The organism is Sinomonas gamaensis (assembly GCF_005876955.1).
Lineage (GTDB): Bacteria > Actinomycetota > Actinomycetes > Actinomycetales > Micrococcaceae > Sinomonas > Sinomonas gamaensis.
On sequence record NZ_SSCL01000005.1, the window covers coordinates 70,320 to 92,576 of the forward strand.

The 22,257-nt window shown below is 69.3% G+C and carries 22 protein-coding genes; 14 read left to right on the forward strand and 8 right to left on the reverse strand.

Annotated elements, in window-relative coordinates:
• Positions 1-162: 162 nt before the first annotated feature.
• A complete protein-coding gene (locus tag E5679_RS08765; RefSeq protein WP_171042300.1) occupies positions 163-630 on the reverse strand; it encodes a hemerythrin domain-containing protein in 468 nt (155 codons plus the stop codon).
• Between the two features lie 134 nt (positions 631-764).
• Entirely contained in the window at positions 765-2,174 is a 1,410-nt protein-coding gene (locus tag E5679_RS08770) for an NAD(P)H-quinone dehydrogenase (protein ID WP_138414879.1), read from the reverse strand.
• Positions 2,175-2,228: 54 nt separating this feature from the next.
• On the opposite strand from E5679_RS08770, the gene E5679_RS08775 reads away from it, so the two are divergent.
• Complete coding sequence (locus E5679_RS08775; RefSeq protein ID WP_138414881.1) at positions 2,229-3,032, forward strand: purine-nucleoside phosphorylase; 804 nt, start codon at positions 2,229-2,231, stop codon at positions 3,030-3,032.
• 15 nt (positions 3,033-3,047) lie between these two features.
• Positions 3,048-4,799, forward strand: a complete 1,752-nt coding sequence (locus tag E5679_RS08780) for a phospho-sugar mutase (protein ID WP_138414883.1) — start codon at positions 3,048-3,050, stop codon at positions 4,797-4,799.
• 23 nt (positions 4,800-4,822) lie between these two features.
• On the opposite strand, the gene E5679_RS08785 is transcribed toward E5679_RS08780, so the two are convergent.
• Positions 4,823-5,278 (reverse strand): Clp protease N-terminal domain-containing protein, encoded by a 456-nt coding sequence (locus tag E5679_RS08785; RefSeq protein ID WP_138414885.1) that lies wholly within the window; start codon positions 5,276-5,278, stop codon positions 4,823-4,825.
• A 1-nt stretch (position 5,279) separates the two neighbouring features.
• Positions 5,280-5,489, reverse strand: a complete 210-nt coding sequence (locus E5679_RS08790; protein ID WP_138414887.1) for a helix-turn-helix domain-containing protein — start codon at positions 5,487-5,489, stop codon at positions 5,280-5,282.
• Between the two features lie 163 nt (positions 5,490-5,652).
• Between E5679_RS08790 and E5679_RS08795 the strand changes: the two genes are divergently transcribed.
• Positions 5,653-6,024 (forward strand): VOC family protein, encoded by a 372-nt coding sequence (locus tag E5679_RS08795; RefSeq protein ID WP_138414889.1) that lies wholly within the window; start codon positions 5,653-5,655, stop codon positions 6,022-6,024.
• Positions 6,025-6,037: 13 nt separating this feature from the next.
• On the opposite strand, the gene nirD is transcribed toward E5679_RS08795, so the two are convergent.
• Complete coding sequence (gene nirD, locus E5679_RS08800; protein WP_138414891.1) at positions 6,038-6,412, reverse strand: nitrite reductase small subunit NirD; 375 nt, start codon at positions 6,410-6,412, stop codon at positions 6,038-6,040.
• A 313-nt stretch (positions 6,413-6,725) separates the two neighbouring features.
• On the opposite strand from nirD, the gene nirB reads away from it, so the two are divergent.
• From nirB to E5679_RS21215, 7 genes are all read left to right on the forward strand, one after another.
• A complete protein-coding gene (gene nirB, locus E5679_RS08805) occupies positions 6,726-9,305 on the forward strand; it encodes a nitrite reductase large subunit NirB (RefSeq protein WP_249336044.1) in 2,580 nt (859 codons plus the stop codon).
• A 1-nt stretch (position 9,306) separates the two neighbouring features.
• Positions 9,307-10,383, forward strand: coding sequence for a uroporphyrinogen-III C-methyltransferase (cobA, locus tag E5679_RS08810; RefSeq protein WP_138414895.1), 1,077 nt, complete (start codon positions 9,307-9,309; stop codon positions 10,381-10,383).
• Positions 10,384-10,408: 25 nt separating this feature from the next.
• Positions 10,409-11,575, forward strand: a complete 1,167-nt coding sequence (locus E5679_RS08815) for a uroporphyrinogen-III synthase (protein WP_138414897.1) — start codon at positions 10,409-10,411, stop codon at positions 11,573-11,575.
• A gap of 73 nt (positions 11,576-11,648) precedes the next feature.
• Positions 11,649-12,464: a mechanosensitive ion channel family protein gene (locus E5679_RS08820; RefSeq protein ID WP_138414899.1), complete on the forward strand. Its 816-nt coding sequence runs from the start codon at positions 11,649-11,651 to the stop codon at positions 12,462-12,464.
• 128 nt (positions 12,465-12,592) lie between these two features.
• Positions 12,593-13,306, forward strand: coding sequence for a deoxyribose-phosphate aldolase (gene deoC, locus E5679_RS08825; RefSeq protein ID WP_138414902.1), 714 nt, complete (start codon positions 12,593-12,595; stop codon positions 13,304-13,306).
• Between the two features lie 19 nt (positions 13,307-13,325).
• On the forward strand, positions 13,326-13,559 hold the full coding sequence (locus E5679_RS08830; RefSeq protein ID WP_138414904.1) for a DUF2207 domain-containing protein: 234 nt from the start codon (positions 13,326-13,328) through the stop codon (positions 13,557-13,559).
• Positions 13,560-13,769: 210 nt separating this feature from the next.
• Positions 13,770-14,726, forward strand: a complete 957-nt coding sequence (locus E5679_RS21215) for a hypothetical protein (protein WP_249336034.1) — start codon at positions 13,770-13,772, stop codon at positions 14,724-14,726.
• Positions 14,727-14,776: 50 nt separating this feature from the next.
• Here E5679_RS21215 and mfd read toward each other — a convergent pair whose 3' ends face one another.
• Positions 14,777-18,418 (reverse strand): transcription-repair coupling factor, encoded by a 3,642-nt coding sequence (gene mfd / locus E5679_RS08840; RefSeq protein ID WP_171042301.1) that lies wholly within the window; start codon positions 18,416-18,418, stop codon positions 14,777-14,779.
• 124 nt (positions 18,419-18,542) lie between these two features.
• Between mfd and E5679_RS08845 the strand changes: the two genes are divergently transcribed.
• The 4 genes from E5679_RS08845 (at position 18,543) to nhaA (ending at position 21,206) form a co-directional block, all read left to right on the forward strand.
• Positions 18,543-18,977 carry a VanZ family protein gene (locus E5679_RS08845; RefSeq protein ID WP_171042302.1) on the forward strand — a complete coding sequence of 145 codons (435 nt, stop codon included), beginning with the start codon at positions 18,543-18,545 and terminating at the stop codon, positions 18,975-18,977.
• Positions 18,978-19,037: 60 nt separating this feature from the next.
• Positions 19,038-19,541 carry a DUF2505 domain-containing protein gene (locus tag E5679_RS08850; protein ID WP_138414908.1) on the forward strand — a complete coding sequence of 168 codons (504 nt, stop codon included), beginning with the start codon at positions 19,038-19,040 and terminating at the stop codon, positions 19,539-19,541.
• A complete protein-coding gene (locus tag E5679_RS08855; RefSeq protein ID WP_138414910.1) occupies positions 19,541-19,762 on the forward strand; it encodes an SCO4848 family membrane protein in 222 nt (73 codons plus the stop codon). Before E5679_RS08850 ends, E5679_RS08855 begins: the two co-directional genes overlap by 1 nt.
• Positions 19,763-19,925: 163 nt before the next feature.
• The gene (gene nhaA, locus E5679_RS08860; RefSeq protein WP_138414912.1) at positions 19,926-21,206 is read left to right on the forward strand and encodes a Na+/H+ antiporter NhaA; all 1,281 of its coding nucleotides are present in this window, start codon (positions 19,926-19,928) and stop codon (positions 21,204-21,206) included.
• Here nhaA and E5679_RS08865 read toward each other — a convergent pair.
• Positions 21,160-21,390 (reverse strand): hypothetical protein, encoded by a 231-nt coding sequence (locus tag E5679_RS08865; protein WP_138414914.1) that lies wholly within the window; start codon positions 21,388-21,390, stop codon positions 21,160-21,162. The two genes, nhaA and E5679_RS08865, sit on opposite strands and share 47 nt — an antisense overlap.
• 101 nt (positions 21,391-21,491) lie before the next feature.
• Positions 21,492-22,250, reverse strand: coding sequence for a hypothetical protein (locus E5679_RS21040; RefSeq protein WP_212746918.1), 759 nt, complete (start codon positions 22,248-22,250; stop codon positions 21,492-21,494).
• Between the last annotated feature and the right edge of the window lie 7 nt (positions 22,251-22,257).

Consider the following 22,257-nt stretch of genomic DNA (forward strand, 5'->3'; position numbering starts at 1 on the left):
ACCGCCGGACGATCACCTGAGTGGAGCCTTCGAGCTGGACTGCCCCCAGCTTCTGGCTCTGCCCCCAGCAGCTGGGTCGGGCTGGAACCTTCCCCCAGTAAGTTTCAGCCCGACCGGGCTCCACTGCTGCTAAAGATGCCGGCTGCTATACGGAAGCGGCTGCTATACAGCGCCGACGACCTCCTCGAGCCCCTCGACAGCCGCGCCGAACCCCAACTCCGGATCGCCGGCCAGGGCAGGAAACAGCAGGCTGTCCTCCTTGTCAGCGTGCAGGGCGAACGCCCGCACGATCGACTGCCCCACTGCGGCCGCCCGAACGCCGTCGGACGCCCTGAGCTCCTCGATGAGCGCGGCGATCGCCTCGTGATCGTGCCGGAGGGCCTCGACCAGAAGTCCCGCGCCGGCTACTCCGTCAGCGAGCCCGTACAGACGCTCCTCCGCCGTGCAATGCGGCACGAGGTCGTCCGCGCACCACTCGATGAGGTTGCCGCGCTCGTCATACACGGTCGACGCGTCGCCAGCCTCGACCGCAGCCGTGAGGGTCTGCGACAGCGCGCTCGCGCGGTCCAGCATCGACGTGTGGTGCTGCCTGACGGCGGCGAGGGCTTCCCGATCCGAGAGGTGTGACATGCACGCCATGATGCGCGCCCGGCGCGGGGGCCTCAAGGGTTGGCGCGCTGCAGGTGCCTTACGTGTGGACAGGTGCCTTACGTGTGGACAGGTGCCTTACGTGTGGACAGGTGCCTTACGTGTGGACAAGTGCCTTACATGTGGACGTGCAGTCGGCGCGCGGCCTCCGAGATCGAGCCGGACAGTGATGGGTACACGGCGTAGGTTCCCGCGACGTCGTCGACATGCAGCTTCTGCTCGACCGCGAGCGCCAGCCCGAAGATGAGTTCCGAGGCGTTCGAGCCCATGACCACGGCCCCGATCACCGTCCCGGTTCCCTTGCGGGCGATGATCTTGACGAACCCGTCCGTGGTGTTGCGCATCTTGGCGCGTGCATTGCTCTTGAGCCTGAGCGTCACGACGTCGCCCGCGACCTTGCCGCTCGCAACGTCGGCCTCGGAGACGCCCACCGAGGCGATCTCCGGCGACGTGAAGATGTTCGAGGCGACGTGGTTCAGGTTGAGGGGGGTCACCTGATCGCCGAGGAAGTGCGCCACGGCGATCCGCCCCTGCATCGCCGCCACCGAGGCGAGCGCGAGAACTCCCGTGCAGTCGCCCGCGGCGTAGACGTTGATCGCCGTGGTGCGGGAGACGCCGTCGACCTTGATGTGCCCGCTCTCGGAGAGGGCGATGCCGGCCTCCTCGAGGCCGATGTCCGCCGTGTTCGGGATCGAGCCGACGCACACGAGGCAGTGCGATCCGGTCACCTTGGTGCCATCTCCGAGGACGACGGCGACCCCGTCGCCCGTGCGTTCGACGGCGGCAGCGCGAGAGCGGGCGAGGACATTGACGCCGCGGCGGGCGAAGACGCGCTCGAGGAGTTCGGCGCCGTCCTCGTCGTTGCCGGGGAGGACACGGTCGCGCGAGGAGACGAGCGTGACCTGGGAGCCGAGGCCGTTGTACGCGGACGCGAACTCCGCCCCGGTGACGCCAGAGCCGACCACGATGAGGTGCTCCGGGAGCTCTTCGAGCTTGTAGAGCTGGGTCCAGTTGAGGATCCGCTCGCCGTCGTAGCGGGCGGTCGGGAGCTCGCGGGGATGCGCGCCCACCGCGAGGATCACGGCGTCGGCCTCGATGCGCTCGACCCCATTCTCCGTAGTTGCCTCGATCGTGTGAGGTGTGAGGAGCTTGCCCTCCCCCATGATGATCCGCACGCCGAGCTGCTCGAGTCCTGCGCGGATGTCCTCGGACTGCTGGTGGGCCAGGCCGAGGAGGCGCTCGTTGACGGCTCGGATGTCGGCGCGCTTGATGGCCTTACCGTCGTTCGTGCCGAAGCGCACGCCCAAGGCCGAGGCCTCCTCGACGCGCGTCATGAGGTCTGAGGTTGCAATGAGCGTCTTCGAGGGCACCACGTCGGTGAGGACGGCCGAGCCGCCCAGGCCCGCTCGCTCGACGACGGTCACTCGGGCTCCGAGGGATGCCGCCACCGAGGCCGACTCGTATCCGCCGGGGCCGCCGCCCAGGATCGCAATATGGGGAACGCTGAAGTCCGGGTTCATCGTCACGGAAAAACATTCTGCCACCCGCGCACAGGTTCCACTCGTTGATAGGTTCTACCTGTGACCACTTCCGAGCCTTTCGCGTTGGCACAGGCCGCCGCTGACCACATTGCCCGGGCCACAGGCGTGCCCTCGCACGAGATCGCGCTGGTCCTGGGGTCCGGCTGGGGCGCTGCCGCGGACCTCATCGGGGAGGTCGTCGCCACGCTCCCGGCCGACGAGGTCCCCGGGTTCTCCGCCCCCGCGGTCGTGGGCCATGTGGGCACGATCCGGTCGATCCTCACGCGGGACGGCAAGCATGCGCTCGTGCTCGGCGCCCGCACGCACTACTACGAGGGGAAGGGCGTGCGCGCCGTCGTCCACGGGGTCCGCACGGCGGCGGCTACGGGGTGCCGTGTCCTCGTGCTCACCAACGGCTGCGGGGGGCTGAACCCCGACTGGCAGCCAGGGACCCCCGTGCTCATCCGCGACCACATCAACCTCACGGCGGCCTCCCCGCTCGAGGGCGCGACCTTCGTCGATCTCACGGATCTCTATTCGTCGCGGCTTCGGGATCTGGCGCGAGAAGTGGATCCGAGCCTCGGGGAGGGCGTCTACGCCCAGTTCCCCGGCCCGCACTACGAGACGCCGGCCGAGGTCCAGTACGCGAAGCGGATCGGTGCCGACCTGATCGGCATGTCGACGGCGCTCGAAGCGATCGCGGCCCGCCACACAGGACTCGAAGTGTTCGGCATCTCTCTCGTGACGAACCTTGCCGCGGGCATCAGCCCCACGCCGCTCAGCCACGAGGAAGTCCTCGAGGCCGGCCGCGCCGCTGGTCCCCGCATCTCGCGCCTCCTCGCGGACATCGTCGCGAAGATCTGACGACTGGACTCTCCCATGACAACGATTGACGAAGAACTGCGTGCCCGTGCCGAAGCCTGGGCTGCCTCCGACCCTGACCCTGAAACCGCGGCCCAGCTCCGCGCCGCCGTCGAGCAGGCTGACCACGGCAACGCGGCGGCGGCCCAAGAGCTTGCGGACTCGTTCCACGGAACGCTCCAGTTCGGAACGGCCGGCCTGCGCGCTCCCCTCGGCCCCGGGCCGAACCGGATGAACCGGGTGGTCGTCCGGAGGGCCGCGGCGGGAGTAGCGGCCTTCCTCCTGGGCCGCCTGAGCGGGGCGCCCACGGGCGACCGGCCCCGCGCCGTCGTCGGCTTCGATGCGCGCAAGAACTCGCAGGCTTTTGCGCTCGACACCGCGGCCGTCTTCACCGCAGCGGGCGTCGAGACTTTCCTTATGCCGGCTCCCCTGCCGACGCCAGTCCTCGCCTATGCCCTCCGCGTGCTCGAGTGCGACGGCGCGGTCATGGTGACCGCGAGCCACAACCCTCCCCAGGACAACGGCTACAAGGTGTACTTGGGCGGAAGGGCGGTCGACGACGACGGGCGCGGCGCGCAGATCGTCGCTCCCATCGATGCGGAGATCGCCGGTCTCATCGATGCCGCGGGGCCCGTGGGCGACATCCCGCTCGCCGCCTCGGGGTGGAACCTCCTCTCGCCGAACCTCGCCGCGGACTACCGCGCCGCCGTCGTCCGCCTTGCCCGAGCCGACCTGTTCCCAGCGCGCGACCTCAAGATCGTCCTCACCCCGCTGCACGGCGTGGGCGGCACCACCGCCGTCGGCGTGCTGCGCGAGGCCGGATTCGCGGACGTCTCGCTGGTGGCCGAACAGGCCGTCCCCGACCCCGGCTTCCCGACGGTCGCGTTCCCGAACCCCGAGGAGCCCGGCGCGCTGGATCTTGCGCTCGCCGCGGCGCGCGAGGCTGGGGCCGACGTCGTCATCGCAAACGATCCGGACGCCGATCGGTGCGCAGTAGCCGTGCCGCAGCCCGAGAGCGGTGAATGGCGGATGCTGAGCGGCGACGAGGTGGGAGCGCTGCTCGGCGCCCATGTGGTGCGCCGGCTGGGCCTCTCCCCCGCGGAAGGCGCTGGAGATGCCGTGAATGAGGACTGCGTCTTCGCGAACTCGATCGTCTCGTCGCGGCTGCTCGGTCGTATCGCGGCGGCCGCGGGGATCCGTCATCGGGAGACGCTCACGGGCTTCAAATGGATCTCCCGCGTCCCCGATCTGGCTTACGGGTATGAGGAAGCCCTCGGGTACTGCGTGGCGCCTGAGCTCGTCAAGGACAAGGACGGCATCTCCGCCGCGCTGCTCGTCGCCGAACTCGCCGCCGACGCGAAGGCCCAGGGGCAGTCCTTGTTCGACCTGCTCGATGCCCTGCACACGCTTCACGGCGTGCATCTGACCGACCAGCTGAACGTGCGCGTCGCCGATCTCGGGCTGCTCGAGGCGATGATGCTCCGCCTGCGGGAGAACCCTCCCAGCTCGTTCGCCGGCTCGCCCGTGGAGACGGCCGTGGACCTTTCCGAGGGCTCGGATGAGCTGCCGCCCACCGAGGGGCTGCTCTGGGTCACGCGCGACGACACACGGGTGATCATCCGCCCGAGCGGCACGGAGCCGAAGCTCAAGTGCTATCTCGAGGTGATCCGGCCCGTGGACAGCTCGGCGGAGCTCGCCGACGCTCGGCAGGCGGCTCGTCAGACGATGGATGCGGCGCTCGACGACGTCCGCGAGGCTTTGGGGCTTTAGCGCCGCAGGCGCGGCTAGCCCTCTTAGCCCTCGAGACGGGACTTCACGTCCTCCGCAACCACCCCGAGCCTGGCGAGAAGCGCCGCCGCCGGGTCGGGGGTCCGGTTCTCGAGGAGGGCGAGGACCACGTGCCGGCCAGTGATCGTCCGGCTTCGGTCTGCCGCCGCGCGGCGAACGGAGTGGGCCAAGACGCCCTTCGCTGCAGAGGTCATCGGCAGACGGCCGGCGGCGGGTCGCGGCATGGCGAGCGGCCCTGGCCCGGGATCAACACCCACGGCAGCGAGAGCCTCCCGATCGAGAGCCTCTTCGGCGGCCCGCGCCGCCTCCAGGCTCACGCCCAGGGTGGCCGCGCTCGACGGATCGTGGAGGAGCCCGAGGAGGAGATGGTCCGTCCCCACGCGGCGGTCTCCACGCCTCGCCGCCTCCTTCACGCCCTCTGTGACGGTGCAGCGGGCCGTCTCGCTGAAGCGCTCGAACATCTCAGCCGTCCTTTCCGTATTTGGCGTGGACGGACTGGCGCGACACGCCGAGCGCGTCGCCGATCTGCTCCCACGTCCACCCGCGCTCGCGCGCTGCGGCGACCGAGCGGGCCTCGGTGAGCTCGGCGAGCCGATGAAGGGCGCCGACGGCACGGAGGCCGACCGCCGGGTCGTCGGCGCGGAGTGCATCGGATAGGTCAGGTCCATCCATGCCTGTCAGTCTAGATTGACAGGAAGATGTCTGTCAATGCAGGCTGACAACACCCTCCGGATCTGACGGCGCAACGGGAGGAGGCGGCAGAGGATTGCGCCGCGGACGGGGCCGCGCCACCCTGATCTCGTCAGAATCACGGCACCTTCCCCAGGAGGTCACGATGCTCATTGCAACCATGGTCGTCGCCACGATTCCCGTCACCGATCTGGAGAAGGCGAAGCAGTTCTATGGGAAGGTCCTCGGCCTGACTCAACTCTGGGAGAATCCGGCCTCGGTCCGCTACCGCTGCGGGGAGTACAGCGAACTGTCCGTGTTCAGGCGACCAGCCCTGGAAACGGTCCACACGCTCGCCCACTTCGAAGTCGAGGACATCGAGCAGACGGTGGAGGATCTCGAATCCAAGGGCGTCGACTTCCTCGATTACTCGGAAGGGCCGCTCAAGACCACGAAGCACATCGCGCACCTCGGGCCGGCCTTCGGTGCGTGGTTCAAGGACCCCGACGGCAACACGCTGGGGCTGCGGCAGGGCTGACTGGCGGTCTTCGTCAGGCGGCGACCTGGACGATGCCGTCCACGACCCGGGCGGGGAACGCGGCGAGCGGGGCGCCGTCGGCGTCGAGCCGCTCGCCCGTACGGAGGTCGTAGACCTGTTTGTGGAGCGGGGAGGCGATCGTCGGGCGATCCCCACGCGAGCCGACGATGCCGCGGGCCATGACGTGCGCCTCGCTCGCGGGATCCTTCTGATCGACGGCGTAGACCTCCCCGGACGGGAGGAGGAAGAGCGCAATCTGGCGCCCGCCGACAAGCGCGGCCTCGCCCCAGTTGGGCTCGAGGTCACTCAGGTTGCACACGCTGTGCCACGTCGAGAGGACGGAGGCTTCGAGGGCGTCCATGTCAGGTGCAGAGGCAGTGATCGTCATGCCTCAACGCTACGAAGTGGTGCGTTTCGCCCGGGTTGAGTCTGTGTCACGCGAAAGTAAAACCGGCCTCACTGATGCTGAAACATGCTCGTGACAGCGAAGTTAATCGGCCGTTACACCGGGGCAACTGACGCGAAATCGCCGATTCCTAGGCTGAAGGAAATCCTGCGCCACCGTTTTCCTGTGGCGCCCCTTTCGACGGAAGGCACTCCCAGTGAGCAACTCCCGCGCCACCGAGCCCAGCACTCCCGACCAGCCGCGACGCGTCGTCGTCATCGGGGGCGGTCCCGCCGCCCACCGCTTCGTCGACGCGATGGTCGCGCGCGGCCTCGACGGCTTCCAGATCACGGTGCTGACCGAGGAAGCACACCTCCCCTATGATCGCGTGGCCCTCTCCAAGGCCCTCCTCTCCGACGTCGACCTCACCCTCGGCGAACCGTCGATGTGGGGCACCCGCAACGTCGCCCTGAGGACCGGAGCGAAGGCGGTGCGCCTCGACACCGAAGCGCGCGTGGTCCACGCGGAGGATGGCAGCACCCACGAGTACGACGAGCTGGTGCTCGCCACCGGTTCCAACGCGGCCCGTCTCCCTATCCCGGGGGCGGCCAAGTCCTACGTGTACCGCACTCTGGAAGACGTCTGGTTCCTGCGGGCGGAGATCGGCCGCCTCGCCGAAACGCTCGACCGCAAGCCCCGCGTCGCCGTCATCGGCGGCGGTCTCCTCGGCATCGAGGCTGCTGCTGGCGCCCAGTCGCTGGGTGCCGAGTCCGTCATCATCGACGGCTCGCCATGGATGATGAACCGGCAGCTCGACGAAGGCGCCGGCCAGGCGCTGGGCCGCCTCATCGCGTCCAAGGGCTTCACCGTCCACGGCGGGGTGTTCCCGTCCGAGATTCTCATGACTGAGTTGGAGCCGGGGGCCGATGCCGCGCCAGAGCCCGACGGCGGCACCGTCACCGGAGTCCTCCTGGCCGACGGGCGCGTGATCGACGCAGACCTCGTCGTGGTCGCGATCGGGGTGCGGCCCCGCGATGAGCTGATCCGGGCCGCGGTCGACGAGGGAGCCCCGCTGGAGGTCGGCCCGCGCGGCGGCGTGGTGATCGACGAAACCTGCGCCACCGCCGTCGACGGCGTGTGGGCGATCGGCGAGGTGGCCTCGTTCGGTGGCATGTGCCTCGGCCTCGTGGCCCCGGCGAATACGATGGCGGAGATCGTCGCCGACCGCCTCCACGGAGGCGAGGCCACCTTCCCCGGCTTCGACACCGCCACGAAGCTCAAGCTCTCGGGCGTCGACGTGGCGAGCTTCGGCGACGCGTTCGCCAAGGAGCCCGGCGCGCTCGAGATCGTCTACGCCGACCCGGCCCGCGGCGTCTACCAGAAGATCGTCACGACCGACGACGCCACGACCCTCCTCGGCGGGATCTTCGTGGGCGACGCGACCCCGTACCAGAGCCTCCGACCGCTCCTCGGCCGCGAGCTTCCAGCCGAGCCCGGCGCGTACCTCACGGCCGCTGGCGGAGGCGAGGCCCCGGAGACCGAGCTCCCCGACGACGCCATCCTCTGCTCCTGCAACAGCGTCGCCGCGGGCACCCTCCGCGACGCCGTCAACGCGTGCGGCACGTGTGAAGGCAAGGAACCGGTGCGCGACGTTCCCGGCCTCAAGGCCTGCACACGGGCCGGAACGCAGTGCGGCTCGTGCGTGCCCATGATCAAGAAGCTCCTCGAGAAGGAGCTGCAGAAGTCCGGCATCACCGTCTCGAAGGCGCTCTGCGAGCATTTCGACCTCTCCCGCCAGGAGCTCTTCGACAAGATCCGCATCCTCCAGCTCACCTCGTTCGAGGACATCCTCGCCCGGTTCGGAACCGGCGCAGGCTGCGACATCTGCAAGCCCACCATCGCGTCGATCCTCGCGTCGCAGCACTCCGCATACGTGCTCGACTCCGGCCGCGGCACGCTCCAGGACACGAACGACCGGGCCCTCGCGAACATGCAGAAGGATGGGACCTATTCGGTAGTCCCGCGCATCCCCGGGGGCGAGATCACCCCGGACAAGCTCGCGGTGATCGCCAGCGTCGCGAAGAAGTACAACCTGTACACGAAGATCACGGGCGGCCAGCGCATCGATATGTTCGGCGCCCGGCTCGAGCAGCTTCCCGAGATCTGGAAGGAGCTCATCGACGCCGGCATGGAGTCGGGCCAGGCGTACGGCAAGAGCCTGCGGACCGTGAAGAGCTGCGTCGGGTCGACGTGGTGCCGTTACGGCGTGCTCGACTCCGTGGGGATGGCCATTAAGCTCGAGCTGCGCTATCGCGGTCTGCGCAGCCCGCACAAGCTCAAGCTGGGCGTCTCGGGCTGTGCCCGCGAGTGCGCGGAGGCCCGGGGCAAGGACGTCGGGGTGATCGCGACCTCGGACGGCTGGAACCTCTACGTCGGCGGCAACGGCGGCGCGAACCCCGCGCACGCGCAGCTTCTTGCCGGCGGCCTGGACGACGAGACGCTCGTGAAGTACATCGACCGCTACTTCATGTACTACATCCGCACCGCCGACCGCCTTCAGCGCACCGCCCACTGGCAGGCTGACCTCGACGGCGGGCTCGACCACGTGCGCCAGGTCGTCGTGGAGGACTCGCTCGGCATCGCCGAGGAGCTCGAGGCCGCCATGGCGGCCCACGTGGAGAACTACGAGGACGAATGGGCGGCGACGCTCAAGGACCCCGACCGCCTCCGTCGCTTCCGTTCCTTCGTCAACGCCCCGGATGAGCCCGACGGTTCGATCGTCCACGTCGCCGAACGCGATCAGATCCGGCCCGCGAGCCCCGCGGAGCGCGAGGAAATCGGCCGCGTTTCGCTCGGCGCCACCATCCCTGTCCGTTCCCAGCTCGAGGACGCCTAGCATGCAGCTCGACATCTCCCTCAACGGGACCGCCGTGGTCCTGCTCGGCGAGGCGGACGCCACCCGCCAGGCCGCGCGCCGCTACCGCCGCGCGGGCGCCCGGCTCGCACACTTCGACTCGCCCGCCGCGTTCCGCTCCGCCGTCGCCCTCCCGGCGCGACCGGGGCTCGTCGCCGTCGTCGGCAAGGCCTCCTCAGGGCGCGGCGCGGACGACGGCGAGTGGGCACCTGTGCTGGAGCACTACCGCAACGCCGGGGTGCCGATCGTGAGGGAGTCCTCGGCAGGACCCCGCGGGCACGTCACCCTCGTGGGCGGCGGCCCCGGCTCGCGCGGGCTCCTCACCCTCGACGCGATCGAGGCGCTGCGGGACGCGGACGTCGTTCTCTTCGACCGCCTCGCACCGTGGCGCGAGCTCGAACAGCTCACGACGGCGCAGCTCATCGATGTCGGCAAGCTCCCCGGGCATCACAAGGTGCCGCAGGAGGAGATCAACAGGCTGCTGGTCGAGCACGCGAAGGGCGGCGACGGCGGCCGCGGCTGCAACGTGGTGCGGCTCAAGGGCGGAGATCCGTTCGTGTTCGGCCGCGGCGGCGAGGAGGCGGCGGCCTGCGCGGAGGCCGGCGTTCCCGTGCGGATCGTCTCGGGGATCTCGAGCTCGATCGCGGTTCCGGCCGCGGCCGGCATCCCGGTGACCCACCGCAACGTGAGCCACTGCTTCACGGTCGTCTCCGGCCATGCCCCGCTCAGCGCGGACGAGCATGAACACCTCGCCGGACTCGGCCGGTCGGGCGGCACGATCGTGGTCCTCATGGGCGTCGCGAATCTTCCGCACCTCGCCGCAGGCCTGCGCAGGGCGGGCCTTCCGCTCGAGACGCCGCTCGCCGTCGTCGAACGCGGCCACCAGGCGGGCCAGCGCACCACGGTGACCGAGCTCGGCCGGGCCGAGAGCGAGACCTCCGCGTGCGGCAACCCGGCGGTCATCGTGATCGGAGAGGTCGTGCGGCTCATGGACACGGTCAGCGGCAGCAGCGATGACCGCGAGCTCCGGGACCTCGCGGCCTCGTTGCTGGATGCGTGACCATGAGAAGGGGACGGAAGTTCAGATGAACGGAGCAGCAGCCATCATGACCACGGAAGCGAAGCCCGCGCCGGCCGAGCTGGAGACCGCGCTCAAGGGGTTCCGGGTCGGGGTGACGTCGCACCGCCGAGCGGAGGACCTCATCGAGGCTCTCGAGCGACGCGGCGCGGAGGTGCTCCACGCGCCCGTCCTGACGATCGCGCCGGTAGGGCAGGACCTCGGCGTCATCGAGGACACCAGGCGGACCATCGACGCCCGCCCCGACCTCTGCATCGTCACGACGGCCTACGGCATGCGCCGCTGGCTCGAGGTCGCCGACGCGGCCGGGCTCGGAGAGGACCTCCAAGAGGTGCTCAGCGCCTCCGCCCTCTACGTGCGCGGCCCCAAGGCGCGGGGTGCGGTGCGCGCCGCCGGACTCGCCGACGTCGGCATCTCCCATGACGAGACGACCGCCACGCTCGTGGACCTCGTCCTCCGCGACGCCGGCGGTCGACTCGACGGGAAGCGCGTGGTGATCCAGCTGCACGGGTACACGGATGGGGCGCAGCTCGACCGGCTCCGTACCGCGGGGGCAGAACTCATCACGGTGACGCCGTACCGGTGGGTGCGGCCGGAGGGCGAGGACCGGCTCGAGGCCCTCATCGCCGCCGTGTGCGCGGGCGAGCTCGATGTCGTGACGTTCACGAGCGCCCCCGCCGTCGACGCGCTCTTCAGCGCTGCCCACGAGCTCGGGCTGCACGCGCAGCTCATCGCGGCGTTCCGGCAGCGGGTGGCCACGGCCGCCGTCGGCCCCGTCACCGCCGCGCCGCTCGAAGCGGCGGGCCTGCGCCCGTGGGTGCCGGACCGCTTCCGCATGGGCGCGCTCATCAAGCTCGTCACGGACAACCTCTCGCGGCGCCAGGTGCGCCGGGTCGAGACCCCCGCCGGCCCTATCGAGCTCCGCGGACGGACCATGACACTCGCCGGGGACGAGCTGTGCCTCGCGCCCGCGGCGATGCTCCTGTTCCGTGCCCTGTTCGATGCCGGCGGGGCAGTGGTGCCACGGGAAGCCCTCGCCCGGCTCCTCTCGCAGAGCGGCTCGAGCCACGCGCTCGACATGGCCGTGAACCGCCTCAGGAACGCCCTGCCCTCCCCCGATCTCGTGCAGACGGTGGTGAAACGCGGGTACCGGCTCCGCGTCGAGCGACGCTAGACATATCCGTTTAGCGGAATGTGATCCGGGCAACACCTTCGCGTACTACTCGCTCTAGCGAAGGAAAGCGGCAATGCAAGACGTCCTTGCCGACATTCTCCGGAATCTCGCCGACTTCCTCCCGAAGTTCGTCCTGTTCCTTGTCATCCTCATCGTCGGCCTCATCATCGCGGCACTCATCGCGAAGGCCCTTCGGATGCTCTTCAACCGCCTCGGCTTCGACCGCCTGATCGACCGCGGCGGCATGCGGAGCTTCCTGGCCAACGCGCGCCTGGACGCGGCCGAACTCATCGTCAAGGTGATCTACTACGCGATCGTCCTTCTCGTGCTGCAGTTCGCGTTCGGTGTCTTCGGGCCCAATCCGATCAGCGCGCTCCTGAACACCATCGTGGCCTACCTGCCGAGGGTCGCGGTCGCGCTCCTCATCATCGTGATCGCGGCGGCCATCGCCGGCGGGGCGCGCAATCTCGTCAACACGGCGCTCGCGGGCACGAGCTACGGGCGGGCCCTCGGGACGGTCACGTATGCGGGGATCCTCGCGATCGGGATCATCGCGGCGCTCAACCAGGTGGACATCGCCGTGACTGTCACCACCCCGATCCTCATCGCGGCCCTCGCGACGCTGGCCGGCATCCTGATCGTCGGCGTCGGCGGCGGTCTGATCGGGCCCATGAGCCGCCGGTGGGAGGGCTACCTCTCGCGGGCGGAGGACGAGGCTTCGCGCCGGCGAGGTGCTGCCGGGACAGGAGCTCGACGGAGTGCCGTCGGGGCAGACGCCATGAGCTCTCCTGCCGCCACGACGACAACCCCATCCACTCCGTCCACGGTCACAGATGAGGAGCTCTCGCGCCGGCGGGCACGCGGCGACGTCCCGCCGACGCAGTACTGATCCCATCGTTTGAGTCCGCTTGCGGAGGGGCCGGCGCCGCGCCGGCCCCTCCGACGTGTTCGGGAGCCGTTCTCCTCCGCCCCACGGGCGTGTGCCAGTATGGGATCACCCGAAGAAAGGACGCCGCTGTGTCATCCGAGCCCGTGTCTTCCAGGCCTGCAGCCCTCAGCCCGACGGACATCGCCGGCTTCATCGACCACACCCTTCTCAAGCCCACCGCGAGCGAGGCGGACATCCTGCAGCTGTGCAGCGAGGCTGTGGAATATGGCTTCAAGTCCGTCTGCGTGAACCCCCGCTGGGTCAAGACCGCGACGACGGCCCTCCGGGGCAGCGGCGTCCTCACCTGCTCGGTGGCCGCGTTCCCCTTCGGGGCGACGCCGACGGATGTCAAGGTGTACGAGGCGCGCGGCGCGACGCTCGACGGCGCGGACGAGGTGGACGTCGTCATCGACATCGCGGCGGCGCAGGCCGGGGACCGCGGCGCCCTCGTCGACGACCTGACGGCCGTCGCCGAGGCGGTGCACGGGAGCTCGTCGATCCTCAAGGTCATCATCGAGACTGCCCTGCTGACCGACGCACAGAAGGTGCTCGCCTGCGAGGCCGCCGTGGAGGCCGGAGCAGACTTCGTCAAGACGTCGACCGGTTTCAACGGGGCCGGGGCGACCGTCGAGGACGTCGCCCTCATGCGGCGGATCGTTGGCCCGGGGATCGGCGTGAAGGCGTCCGGCGGCGTGCGCACCCTCGAGGATGCGCGGGCTATGATTGCAGCTGGTGCCAACCGGATCGGCGCGAGCTCCGGGGTGGCCATTGTGACCGGCGGCAGCGGCGCCGGATCGTATTAGAAGGATCTAAGGAGAGAGCATGGCCGAGAACGCCAAGAACCGACCGGTCGAGAACGAGAACCCGCTCGTCGGCAACGTCATCATCTTCGTGGTGATGATGGCGCTCTTCCTCCTCGGCCTCGTGCTCGTCTCGTGGCTCGACTTCACCACCGTCTGGCCGATGGCCGCCCTGATCCTCTGCTTCGCGGGCGCCTTCTTCATTCCGATGACGTTCCTCGGCCGCTCGGACTCGGGCGCCGACCACCGCCGCTAACCCCTCCCCCGTCTCGGGTACAGATAACTTCGTGCTGAGGCGTTTCGGGTACGGATAACTTCGTGCTGAGGCGTTTCGGGTACGGACACGGCCCGGCTGGATCATCCCAGCCGGGCCGTCTTTGTCCCTGCACAATCAGTTCGTGTACCCGAGACCTCTGGGCTGTGGATAACTCCCGGTGGCTCGGCGGGATCTGTGGCTCAATGAGGCATGCCCCCAGAACGGTCCTTGCCTCGTGAGCTGCTGACGTCGTCGTTCTCCGTCGAGGAAGCTCTCGCCTTAGGTGTGAGCCCGCGTCGCCTGAAGGCCGCCGATCTCATCCGGCCCAGCCGAGGAATCCGCACCCCCGAACTTGCCCGCGAGACCCTCCTTCAGCGTGCGCGCCCGTACACGGCCATCCACGATACGACGGTCCTCAGCCATCTGAGCGCAGCCATGGTGCACCGGATTCCGTTGCCCTCCTGGGCGCAGGACCCGACGTTGATCGACCTCTCGCGCATCGGTGCCGCCGCCCCTGGGAGCAAGGAGCGCCTCGGCCAGCCGCGGAGGCCAGAGATCCGCGGCCACAGACTGCGACTCAAAGAGGACGAGGTGGCGGTCCTCGAAGGCTCCAAAGTGACAACACCGGCGCGGACCTGGCTCGATCTCTGCGGCAACCGGCGGCTGCGGATGGATGACATCATTGCCGCGGGCGAGTACCTCGTGTCCCAGCACGAGCGGACGTTCCATCGGCGGACTGCGATCGTGCCGCTCGCTGACCTGCGGGCCTATGTCGAGAGCCGGCATCGCGTGGTGGGACTGGGCCGGGCGCGCATCGCGCTCGACCTGCTTGCCGTGGGCGTGGATTCCCCACAGGAGTCGTACCTGCGCCAGATGCTCGAGCGCGCGGGGCTGCCGCGCTTCATCCCCAATTGCCCGGTCGTGGACCCTTGGGGAGGAGTTATCTGGGTTGACGTGGGCAACGTCGAATACCGGACGGCCCTTGAGTACGAAGGCGAGCACCATTTCACCGAGGAGCAGATGGCGCTGGACGCTTGGCGCGACCGACGGACACGGGCTTCGGGCTGGAATCAGGTGAAGATCACCAAGCACGACATGGCCCGCGGCGAACCGTACGTCGTCAGGCTTGTGGTCGATGCCCTCAGAGACCATGGGTATCGAGGGTGAGCTGGTGCACCCGAAACGCGGTGGGGCGGGAGTTTGTGTACCCGAGACGGTTAGTCGGTGAAGATGGCCGCGACCACTTGGTCGGCCCAGTCGAGGATCTCCTTGTCCTGCAGGTCACGGCCGCCGACGGCCGCCGTCTTGGGCTTGGGGATCAGCGCGGCGTTGAGGCTCGCCTTGTACTGCGCCCCCTTGTACATGCGGGTGAGCCGCATGACCTTCGACTCCGGCAGATCCGCCGGCGCGAATCTCACCATATTGCCTTGGAGGGCGACGTCGGTCAGGCCGGCAGAGCGGGCACGAACCCGGAAACGGGCGACGGCGGCCAGGTTCTGCACGGGGGCGGGGGGCTCGCCATAGCGGTCGGTCAGCTCGTCCATGACCTCGGCGATGGCAGCGTCGTCGCTCGCGGCGGCGAGCTTGCGGTACGCCTCGAGGCGCAGCCGCTCCCCCGGCACGTAGTCGTGCGGGAGGTGTGCGTTGACCGGCAGCTCGATCTTCATCTCCGCGGTCTTCTCCTCGGACTCCCCGCGGAAGTCCGCGACGGCCTCACCGACGAGACGGATGTAGAGGTCGAATCCAACGCCCGCGATGTGCCCCGACTGTTCGCCGCCGAGGAGGTTGCCGGCACCGCGGATCTCGAGGTCCTTCATGGCGAGCTGCATGCCCGCACCGAGCTCGTTGTGCGCGGCGACCGCCTTGAGCCGCTCGAGTGCGACCTCGCCGAGCGGCTTCTCCGAGGGATAGAGGAAGTAGGCGTACGCCCGCTCGCGGCCGCGGCCAACGCGCCCGCGCAGCTGATGCAGCTGCGAGAGGCCATACGAGTCGGCGCGATCCACGATCAGGGTGTTCGCGTTCGAGATGTCGAGGCCGGTCTCGATGATCGTGGTGCAGACGAGCACGTCGAACCGCTTCTCCCAGAAGTCCACGATGATCTTCTCGAGCCTGCTCTCGGACATCTGCCCGTGCGCCACCTCGACACGTGCCTCGGGAACCAGCTCGCGGATGGACGCGGCGGTCTTCTCGATGGTCGAGACGCGGTTGTGCACGAAGAACACCTGGCCTTCGCGCATGAGCTCGCGGCGGATCGCGGCCGAGACCTGCTTGTCCGTGTAGGGCCCCACGTACGTGAGGACGGGATGCCGTTCCTCGGGCGGAGTCGCCAGGGTGGAGGTCTCGCGGATGCCTGTGAGGGACATCTCGAGCGTGCGCGGGATCGGGGTCGCGGACATCGCGAGGACGTCCACGTTGGTGCGCATCTTCTTGAGCGCCTCCTTGTGCTCCACGCCGAAGCGCTGCTCCTCGTCCACGATGACGAGGCCGAGGTCCTTGAACTCGATCTCCTTGGACAGGAGCCGGTGCGTGCCGATGACCACGTCCACGCTGCCGTTCTTGAGGCCCTCGACCGTCTCCTTCGCCTCGCCGGAGGTCTGGAAACGGCTCAGCGCCTGCACCCGCACGGGGAACCCCGAGAACCGCTCGGAGAACGTCTCGTGGTGCTGCTGCGCGAGCAGCGTGGTGGGCACGAGGACCGCGACCTGCTTCCCGTCCTGGACGGCCTTGAACGCGGCGCGGACGGCGATCTCGGTCTTGCCGTAGCCGACATCGCCGGAGACGAGGCGGTCCATGGGGATGTCCCGCTCCATGTCCGCCTTGACCTCGTTGATGGTGGTGAGCTGGTCCGGCGTCTCGATGTAGGGGAAGGCCTCCTCGAGCTCGCGCTGCCACGGCGTGTCCGGCCCGAAGGCGTGACCGCGGGAGGCCATCCGAGCCGAGTACAGGCGGATGAGCTCGCCTGCGATCTCCTTGACGGCCTTCTTGGCCTTGGACTTCGTCGCGGCCCAGTCCGCGCCGCCCATCTTCGAGAGCGCCGGCGTGTCGCCGCCAACGTATCGGGTGACCTGGTCGAGCTGGTCCGTGGGGACGAACAGGCGGTCCCCGGGCGCACCGCGCTTCGAGGGCGCGTATTCGACCACGAGGTACTCCCGCGTTGCATCGGTGCCGGCTCCCGCACGCCGCTGCACCAGCTCCACGAACTTCCCGATGCCATGCTGCTCGTGCACCACGAAGTCGCCGGCGTGGAGCTGGAGCGGGTCGACGGCGTTGCGCCGCCGGGAGGGCATCTTGCGCATGTCGCGGGTCCCCGCGGCGCTGGCCCGCCCGAGCAGGTCGGCCTCGGTGAGCAGCGCCAGCTTGAGCCCGTCGAGCACAAAGCCCTTGCCCGCCGTCGCCGTCGTGATCTCGATGATGCCCGGCTCGGGCTCGCGCGCGAGGCTGTCGACGCGGCTGCACGGGATGTCGGCGTCATGGAACAGCTCCGCGAGGCGCTGGGCCGGGCCGGGGCCGTCGGTGGCGACCACGATGCGCCACTGGTCGGCCACCCGCGAACTGATGAACTGCGTCATCTCCGCGACATCCCCACGGTAGCCGCGCGGCTCACGCGCGGCGATGGTGAGGACGTCGATGTCGAGGACGGTCTCCTCGTCGACGCCGAGCGAGGTCACCGACCACCAGGAGATGGAACGGGAAACCGCGGCAGCCCGCGTGTCCGCGAGCGTCGCGAAGCTCGCGTCCTCAAGCCTGCCCGCGTGCGCCTCCGCCTCTCGGTCCGATGCAGCGCCGGCCACGCTCAGATCCAAGGGCGCGGCGCCGCCATCGGACGCTGTGGCCCAGGCGGCTGCGAGGAACTCGTCATTCGTGGCGGCAAGGTCGTGGGCGCGGGTCCTCACCTTCTCGGGCTCCATGAGCAGCGCGACCGACCCTGAGGGGAGCTCGTTCACGAAGGGGACCATCGCGTCGACGAGAAGCGGCGCGAGGGACTCCATGCCCTCGACCGCAATGCCCCCGGCAATCTTCTCGAGCATGTCCTCCGCGGCTGGAAGACTGCCCTTGAGCCGGGCGGCCCGGCTCATGACCGACGGCGTGATGAGAAGCTCGCGGCACGGCGCGGCGAGCAGTGCGGTCGGATGGTGGATGTGGGGACCCGTGAGCGAGCGCTGGTCGGCGACGGCGAACCATCGCATCTGCTCGATCTCGTCGCCGAAGAACTCGACGCGGACGGGGTGGTCCTCAGTGGGCGGGAAGACGTCGATGATGCCGCCGCGGACGGCGAACTCGCCTCGGCGGCTCACCATGTCCACCCGGGCGTAGGCGGCGGCTGCGAGGCCGCGCACCACCTCGTCGAACGGGCTGTCCTGCCCCACCATGAGCGAGACGGGCGCGAGTTCGCCGAGCCCCGCGACGAGCGGCTGCAGCACCGCGCGGATCGGGGCGACGACGACGCGCAGCGCCGGGCCGGGCGAAACCTCCGGATGCGCCAGACGCCGGAGGACGGCGAGGCGGCGGCCGACGGTGTCGGAGCGCGGCGAGAGCCGCTCGTGCGGGAGGGTCTCCCAGCTCGGGAACAGCGCAAAGGTCCCGGCCGGCAGATACGCGGCGAGCGAATCCACGAGGTCCTCGGCCTCGCGCTCCGTGGCCGTCACGGCAAGGAGGACGCCCTCGTTCTCTGGGAGCGCGTCGAGGATTTCGGCGGCGATGACCGGCCGCATTCCGGGAGGCGCCGCGACTTGGAGATCCTGACTGCGCCGGTCGGCCGGCTTCGCCGCGTAATCGCGGAGGCGTGCGACGGTCGGGTCCTCGGCCAGGGCGCGACGCAGGCCTTCGAGGGATGTCGGCGGGAGCACATCGACGGACACAGGATCCTCCAGGGCAGCACAGAAAACCCGGAACAGCGCCAAATAACTATGCCAAGTAGCTATGCGGCAAGCCCGGGGATTACTCCAAGCCTACAGCGTGGCGTGAACCCCTAGGATGGACCCGATGACCGAGATCCCCGTACCCCGGACCCCCGGGCCGGTCGTGCGCGTGCTCGGGGCGCTCTACCTCGCGTTCATCGCAGGGGTCGTGTTCTGGCCCACCCCGGTGGACCGGCCGGCGTCGAAGACCATTGCCCAGATCTTCGTGTGGCTCCACCGACACGGCGTTCCGAACTGGATCGGGTACTCCTTGTTCGAATGGCTCTCGAACGTCGCGTTCTTCGTGCCCTTCGGCGTCCTTGCGGTGCTCGTGACCCGGCGGGTGCTGTGGTCGGTCGCCCTCGGATGCGGGATTTCGACGGCGATCGAGCTCACCCAATGGCTGGTCCTCCCGGAGCGCACCGGGTCAGTCCTGGATGTCCTCGCAAACACGAGCGGGACGCTCGTTGGCGCGGCGATCGCAGCCCTGTGGCTCCGGAGGCGTCGCGAGGGCACCTAGGATGGTCCACGGCGCTCATCCCCGCCGAGCGCCTGAGCCCAGACAGATTGGAAGGACTCCATGGCCCTCGAAGCCACCACTACCCTGAACCACCCGGTCAACCAGGTTGCCGCAGTGTTCGCCGACGAGGCGTTCCAGCGCCACGTGAGCGAGCTCGTTGGCGGCAAGCTCGAATCGTTCACCGTCGACGGCGACACCGCGAGCGCCTTCACGGCCACGATCGTCCGGCAGGTCCCCACCGGCCGCCTCCCCGAGCTCGCGAAGAAGTTCGTCGGCGAGCACCTGACCGTCACCCAGGTCGAGAAGTGGACCGCGCCGGACGCCGACGGCTCGCGGCACTCCGACATCTCGGTCAAGGTCGCCGGCGCCCCCGTGGACGTCACGGCCGTCCAGCGGCTCATCGCCGAAGGGGCCGGCACGCGCCTCGAGCTCTCGGGCACCGTCTCGAGCTCCATCCCGCTGCTCGGCGGGAAGATCGCCGACGCGGCTGAGCCGTTCGTCGGCAAGGCCCTCAACATCGAGGCCACCCAGGCCGAGGCCTGGCTCGCGGGCGAGATCCACTGATGCAGCTGCCCGCCGCCCTCTCGTGGCTCCTCATCGTCGCCGGCGTCTGGAGCATTGTGGTGTGGCCGCAGTTCCTGCGCCGCGTCATGAAGGATCCCCGCGCGCGTGACGAGTCCGGGCGGCCAACGCGTTTCCTCTCGGTGCACATCTTCCTCGTGGCCATCTCGGTGACGCTCGGCGTCGCCGTGGCGGTCGTCGGTGTGAGGACCCTGTTCGCCTAGGACATCCGTCACCTGAGGAGCTTGCTCATCGACTGCTCCGTAACTGTCGTTGTGAGGGCTCAGAACGACAGTTACGGAGCAGCGGATCGCTAGACTTGAAGAACTGGTGTGCCGGGAAGTCTGGTCGGCGTGTTCCTTCGACGTCGACAGCACCAGGAGCCTCATGGTCTTCCCCACGCCACCATCCGCCGAATACCGCCGCATCAGCGAGATCCTCCGCAAGGAGACGGTCGGCGGCGCCCTCCTTCTCCTCGCGACGGTCGTAGCCCTCGTGTGGGCGAACTCGCCCTGGTCCCCGTCGTATGACTCGCTGCGCGACCTCCGCGTGGGCTACGCGCCCTGGCATCTCGACCTCACGCTGGGCGAGTGGGCCGCCGACGGCCTGCTGGCGATCTTCTTCTTCGTGGCCGGCCTCGAGCTCAAGCGCGAGTTCGTTGCAGGCGATCTCCGCCGCCCCGCCACCGCCGTCGTCCCCGTTGTCGCCGCATGCGGCGGCGTCGTCCTGCCGGCGATCCTGTTCACCGCGGTCAACCTGACCAGCGGAGGCGATGCCCTCCGCGGCTGGGCGATTCCGACGGCGACCGACATCGCCTTCGCCCTCGCCGTCCTCGCCGTCATCAGCACCCACCTGCCGGCCGCGCTTCGCACGTTCCTCCTCACCCTCGCCGTGGTGGACGACCTGCTCGCGATCGCCATCATCGCCGTCTTCTACTCCAGCGGGGTGCATCTTCCGTTCCTCGCGCTCGCCCTCGTCCCGCTCGCCCTGTTCATCTGGCTCGTCCAACGCCGCGTCCGCGCGTGGTACCTCCTCCTCCCGTTGGCCGCGGCCACGTGGGTCCTCATGCATTCCTCGGGGATCCACGCGACGGTGGCGGGCGTTCTGCTGGGCTTCGCCGTGCCCGTGCTCCGGAGCGAGAAGGCGGGCGGCCCCGAGGCAGGGCCCGGGCTCGCCGAGCACTTGGAGCATCGTTTCCGTCCCCTGTCGGCGGGCGTTGCCGTACCCGTGTTCGCGTTTTTCTCGGCGGGGGTAGGAGTCGGGGGCTGGGACGGGATTCGAGGCGCGCTCGCCGATCCGGTCGCCGTCGGCATCGTGGTGGCGCTCGTCGTCGGCAAGACGGTGGGAGTCTTCGGTGCCACGTGGCTGGTGACGAAGTCCCGGCATGCAGGTCTCGATCCTTCCCTGGCGTGGATCGATGTGCTCGGCCTCGCGCTCCTCGCGGGCGTCGGCTTCACCGTCTCGCTGCTCCTGGCCGAACTCGGATTCGGTGCGGGTTCAGTGCACGACGACCACGCGAAAGTCGCCATCCTCGCAGGTTCGGTCATCGCGGCAGTTCTGGCCGCCGTCGTCCTCCGCTCGCGGAACCGCCACTATCGGAAGGCGTCCGCCGAGGAGGAGGCTAGAGCGGCGGGAAGAATTCCGCCGCGAGGGTCTCCCGCAGAATAGGGCACGGCCAAGGCTGGCCGCACTTGCAGCACGGCTGCCCCACGTATTCGCCGCAGGGCCGATGGGCATCGACGAGCGGCGCCCAAGTGTCCGCCTCGACCTTCTGCTGCGCCGACCCGCGCTGCTGGACCGCCCGCAGCCGCTCCACGATCTGCTGGTAGAGGGGCTCGGCGCGATCCTGCATTGGGTTAGATTAGCCCCTTTGCTCTCGCCTGACAGGCAGCACTCGTCGCGGGCAGCAGAACGGGTCGCGCAACCCGCGCGACCCGTTCCAGAGGGCAACTGCTATGCGTGGCGTCCACGACGCGGGCGTGCCGCCTTGGCCCCGACGAGGGACAGGAGCAGGAGCAGTCCTGACGCGAAGAGGGACGTGGAGACGGTCGAGTCGGCCGCAGGAGCACCAACTCCGGTCTGCGCCTGGATGGTCACCTCGCCGGCCTGCCCGGCACCAGCTCCGGCACCCGCTCCCACAGCAGCACCGACGCCTCCCGCTGCGACCACGGCGCCCGATGCTGCGGGCGAGGTCGACCCACCGACTCCCGGGACCACCGGAGCGGTAGTGCTCTGCGTGGCGGTGGGCGTCGGAGTCTTCGTCTCCGTCTTCGTCGGCGTCGGAGTCGGCGTCTTCGTCTCAGTCTTGGTGGGCGTAGGCGTCGGGGTCTTCGTCGGCTTTGGAGTGGGGCTCGGCTTCGGAACCTTGCAGCCGTTGTCCCAGATGGCCTTGCCAGACGCAGTCCAGTTCAGTCCCGGGAACGAGATGGTCTGGCCCTTGCCATTCACGTAGGTGAACGCAGGGATGATGTCCCGCTGGTCCTGGTGCTCCCCGTGGGCCTCTGCGATCGAGGCCTTGTCGACGGTGATGACGACGAACGGATTCGTCTCGGAACCCGTGGCGTGGCAGATCGTCACCTTGTGCGAGGTGTCGCCGGACGGCGGGCTGGCGAGCGCCGGACTGGTGGCAACGCCGGCGGCCATGAGCCCGAGGGACCCGGCGAGGAGCAGCGAGCTCACTCGGTTCTTCTTGATCGTGGAAATGAGCGGCATAGCGACC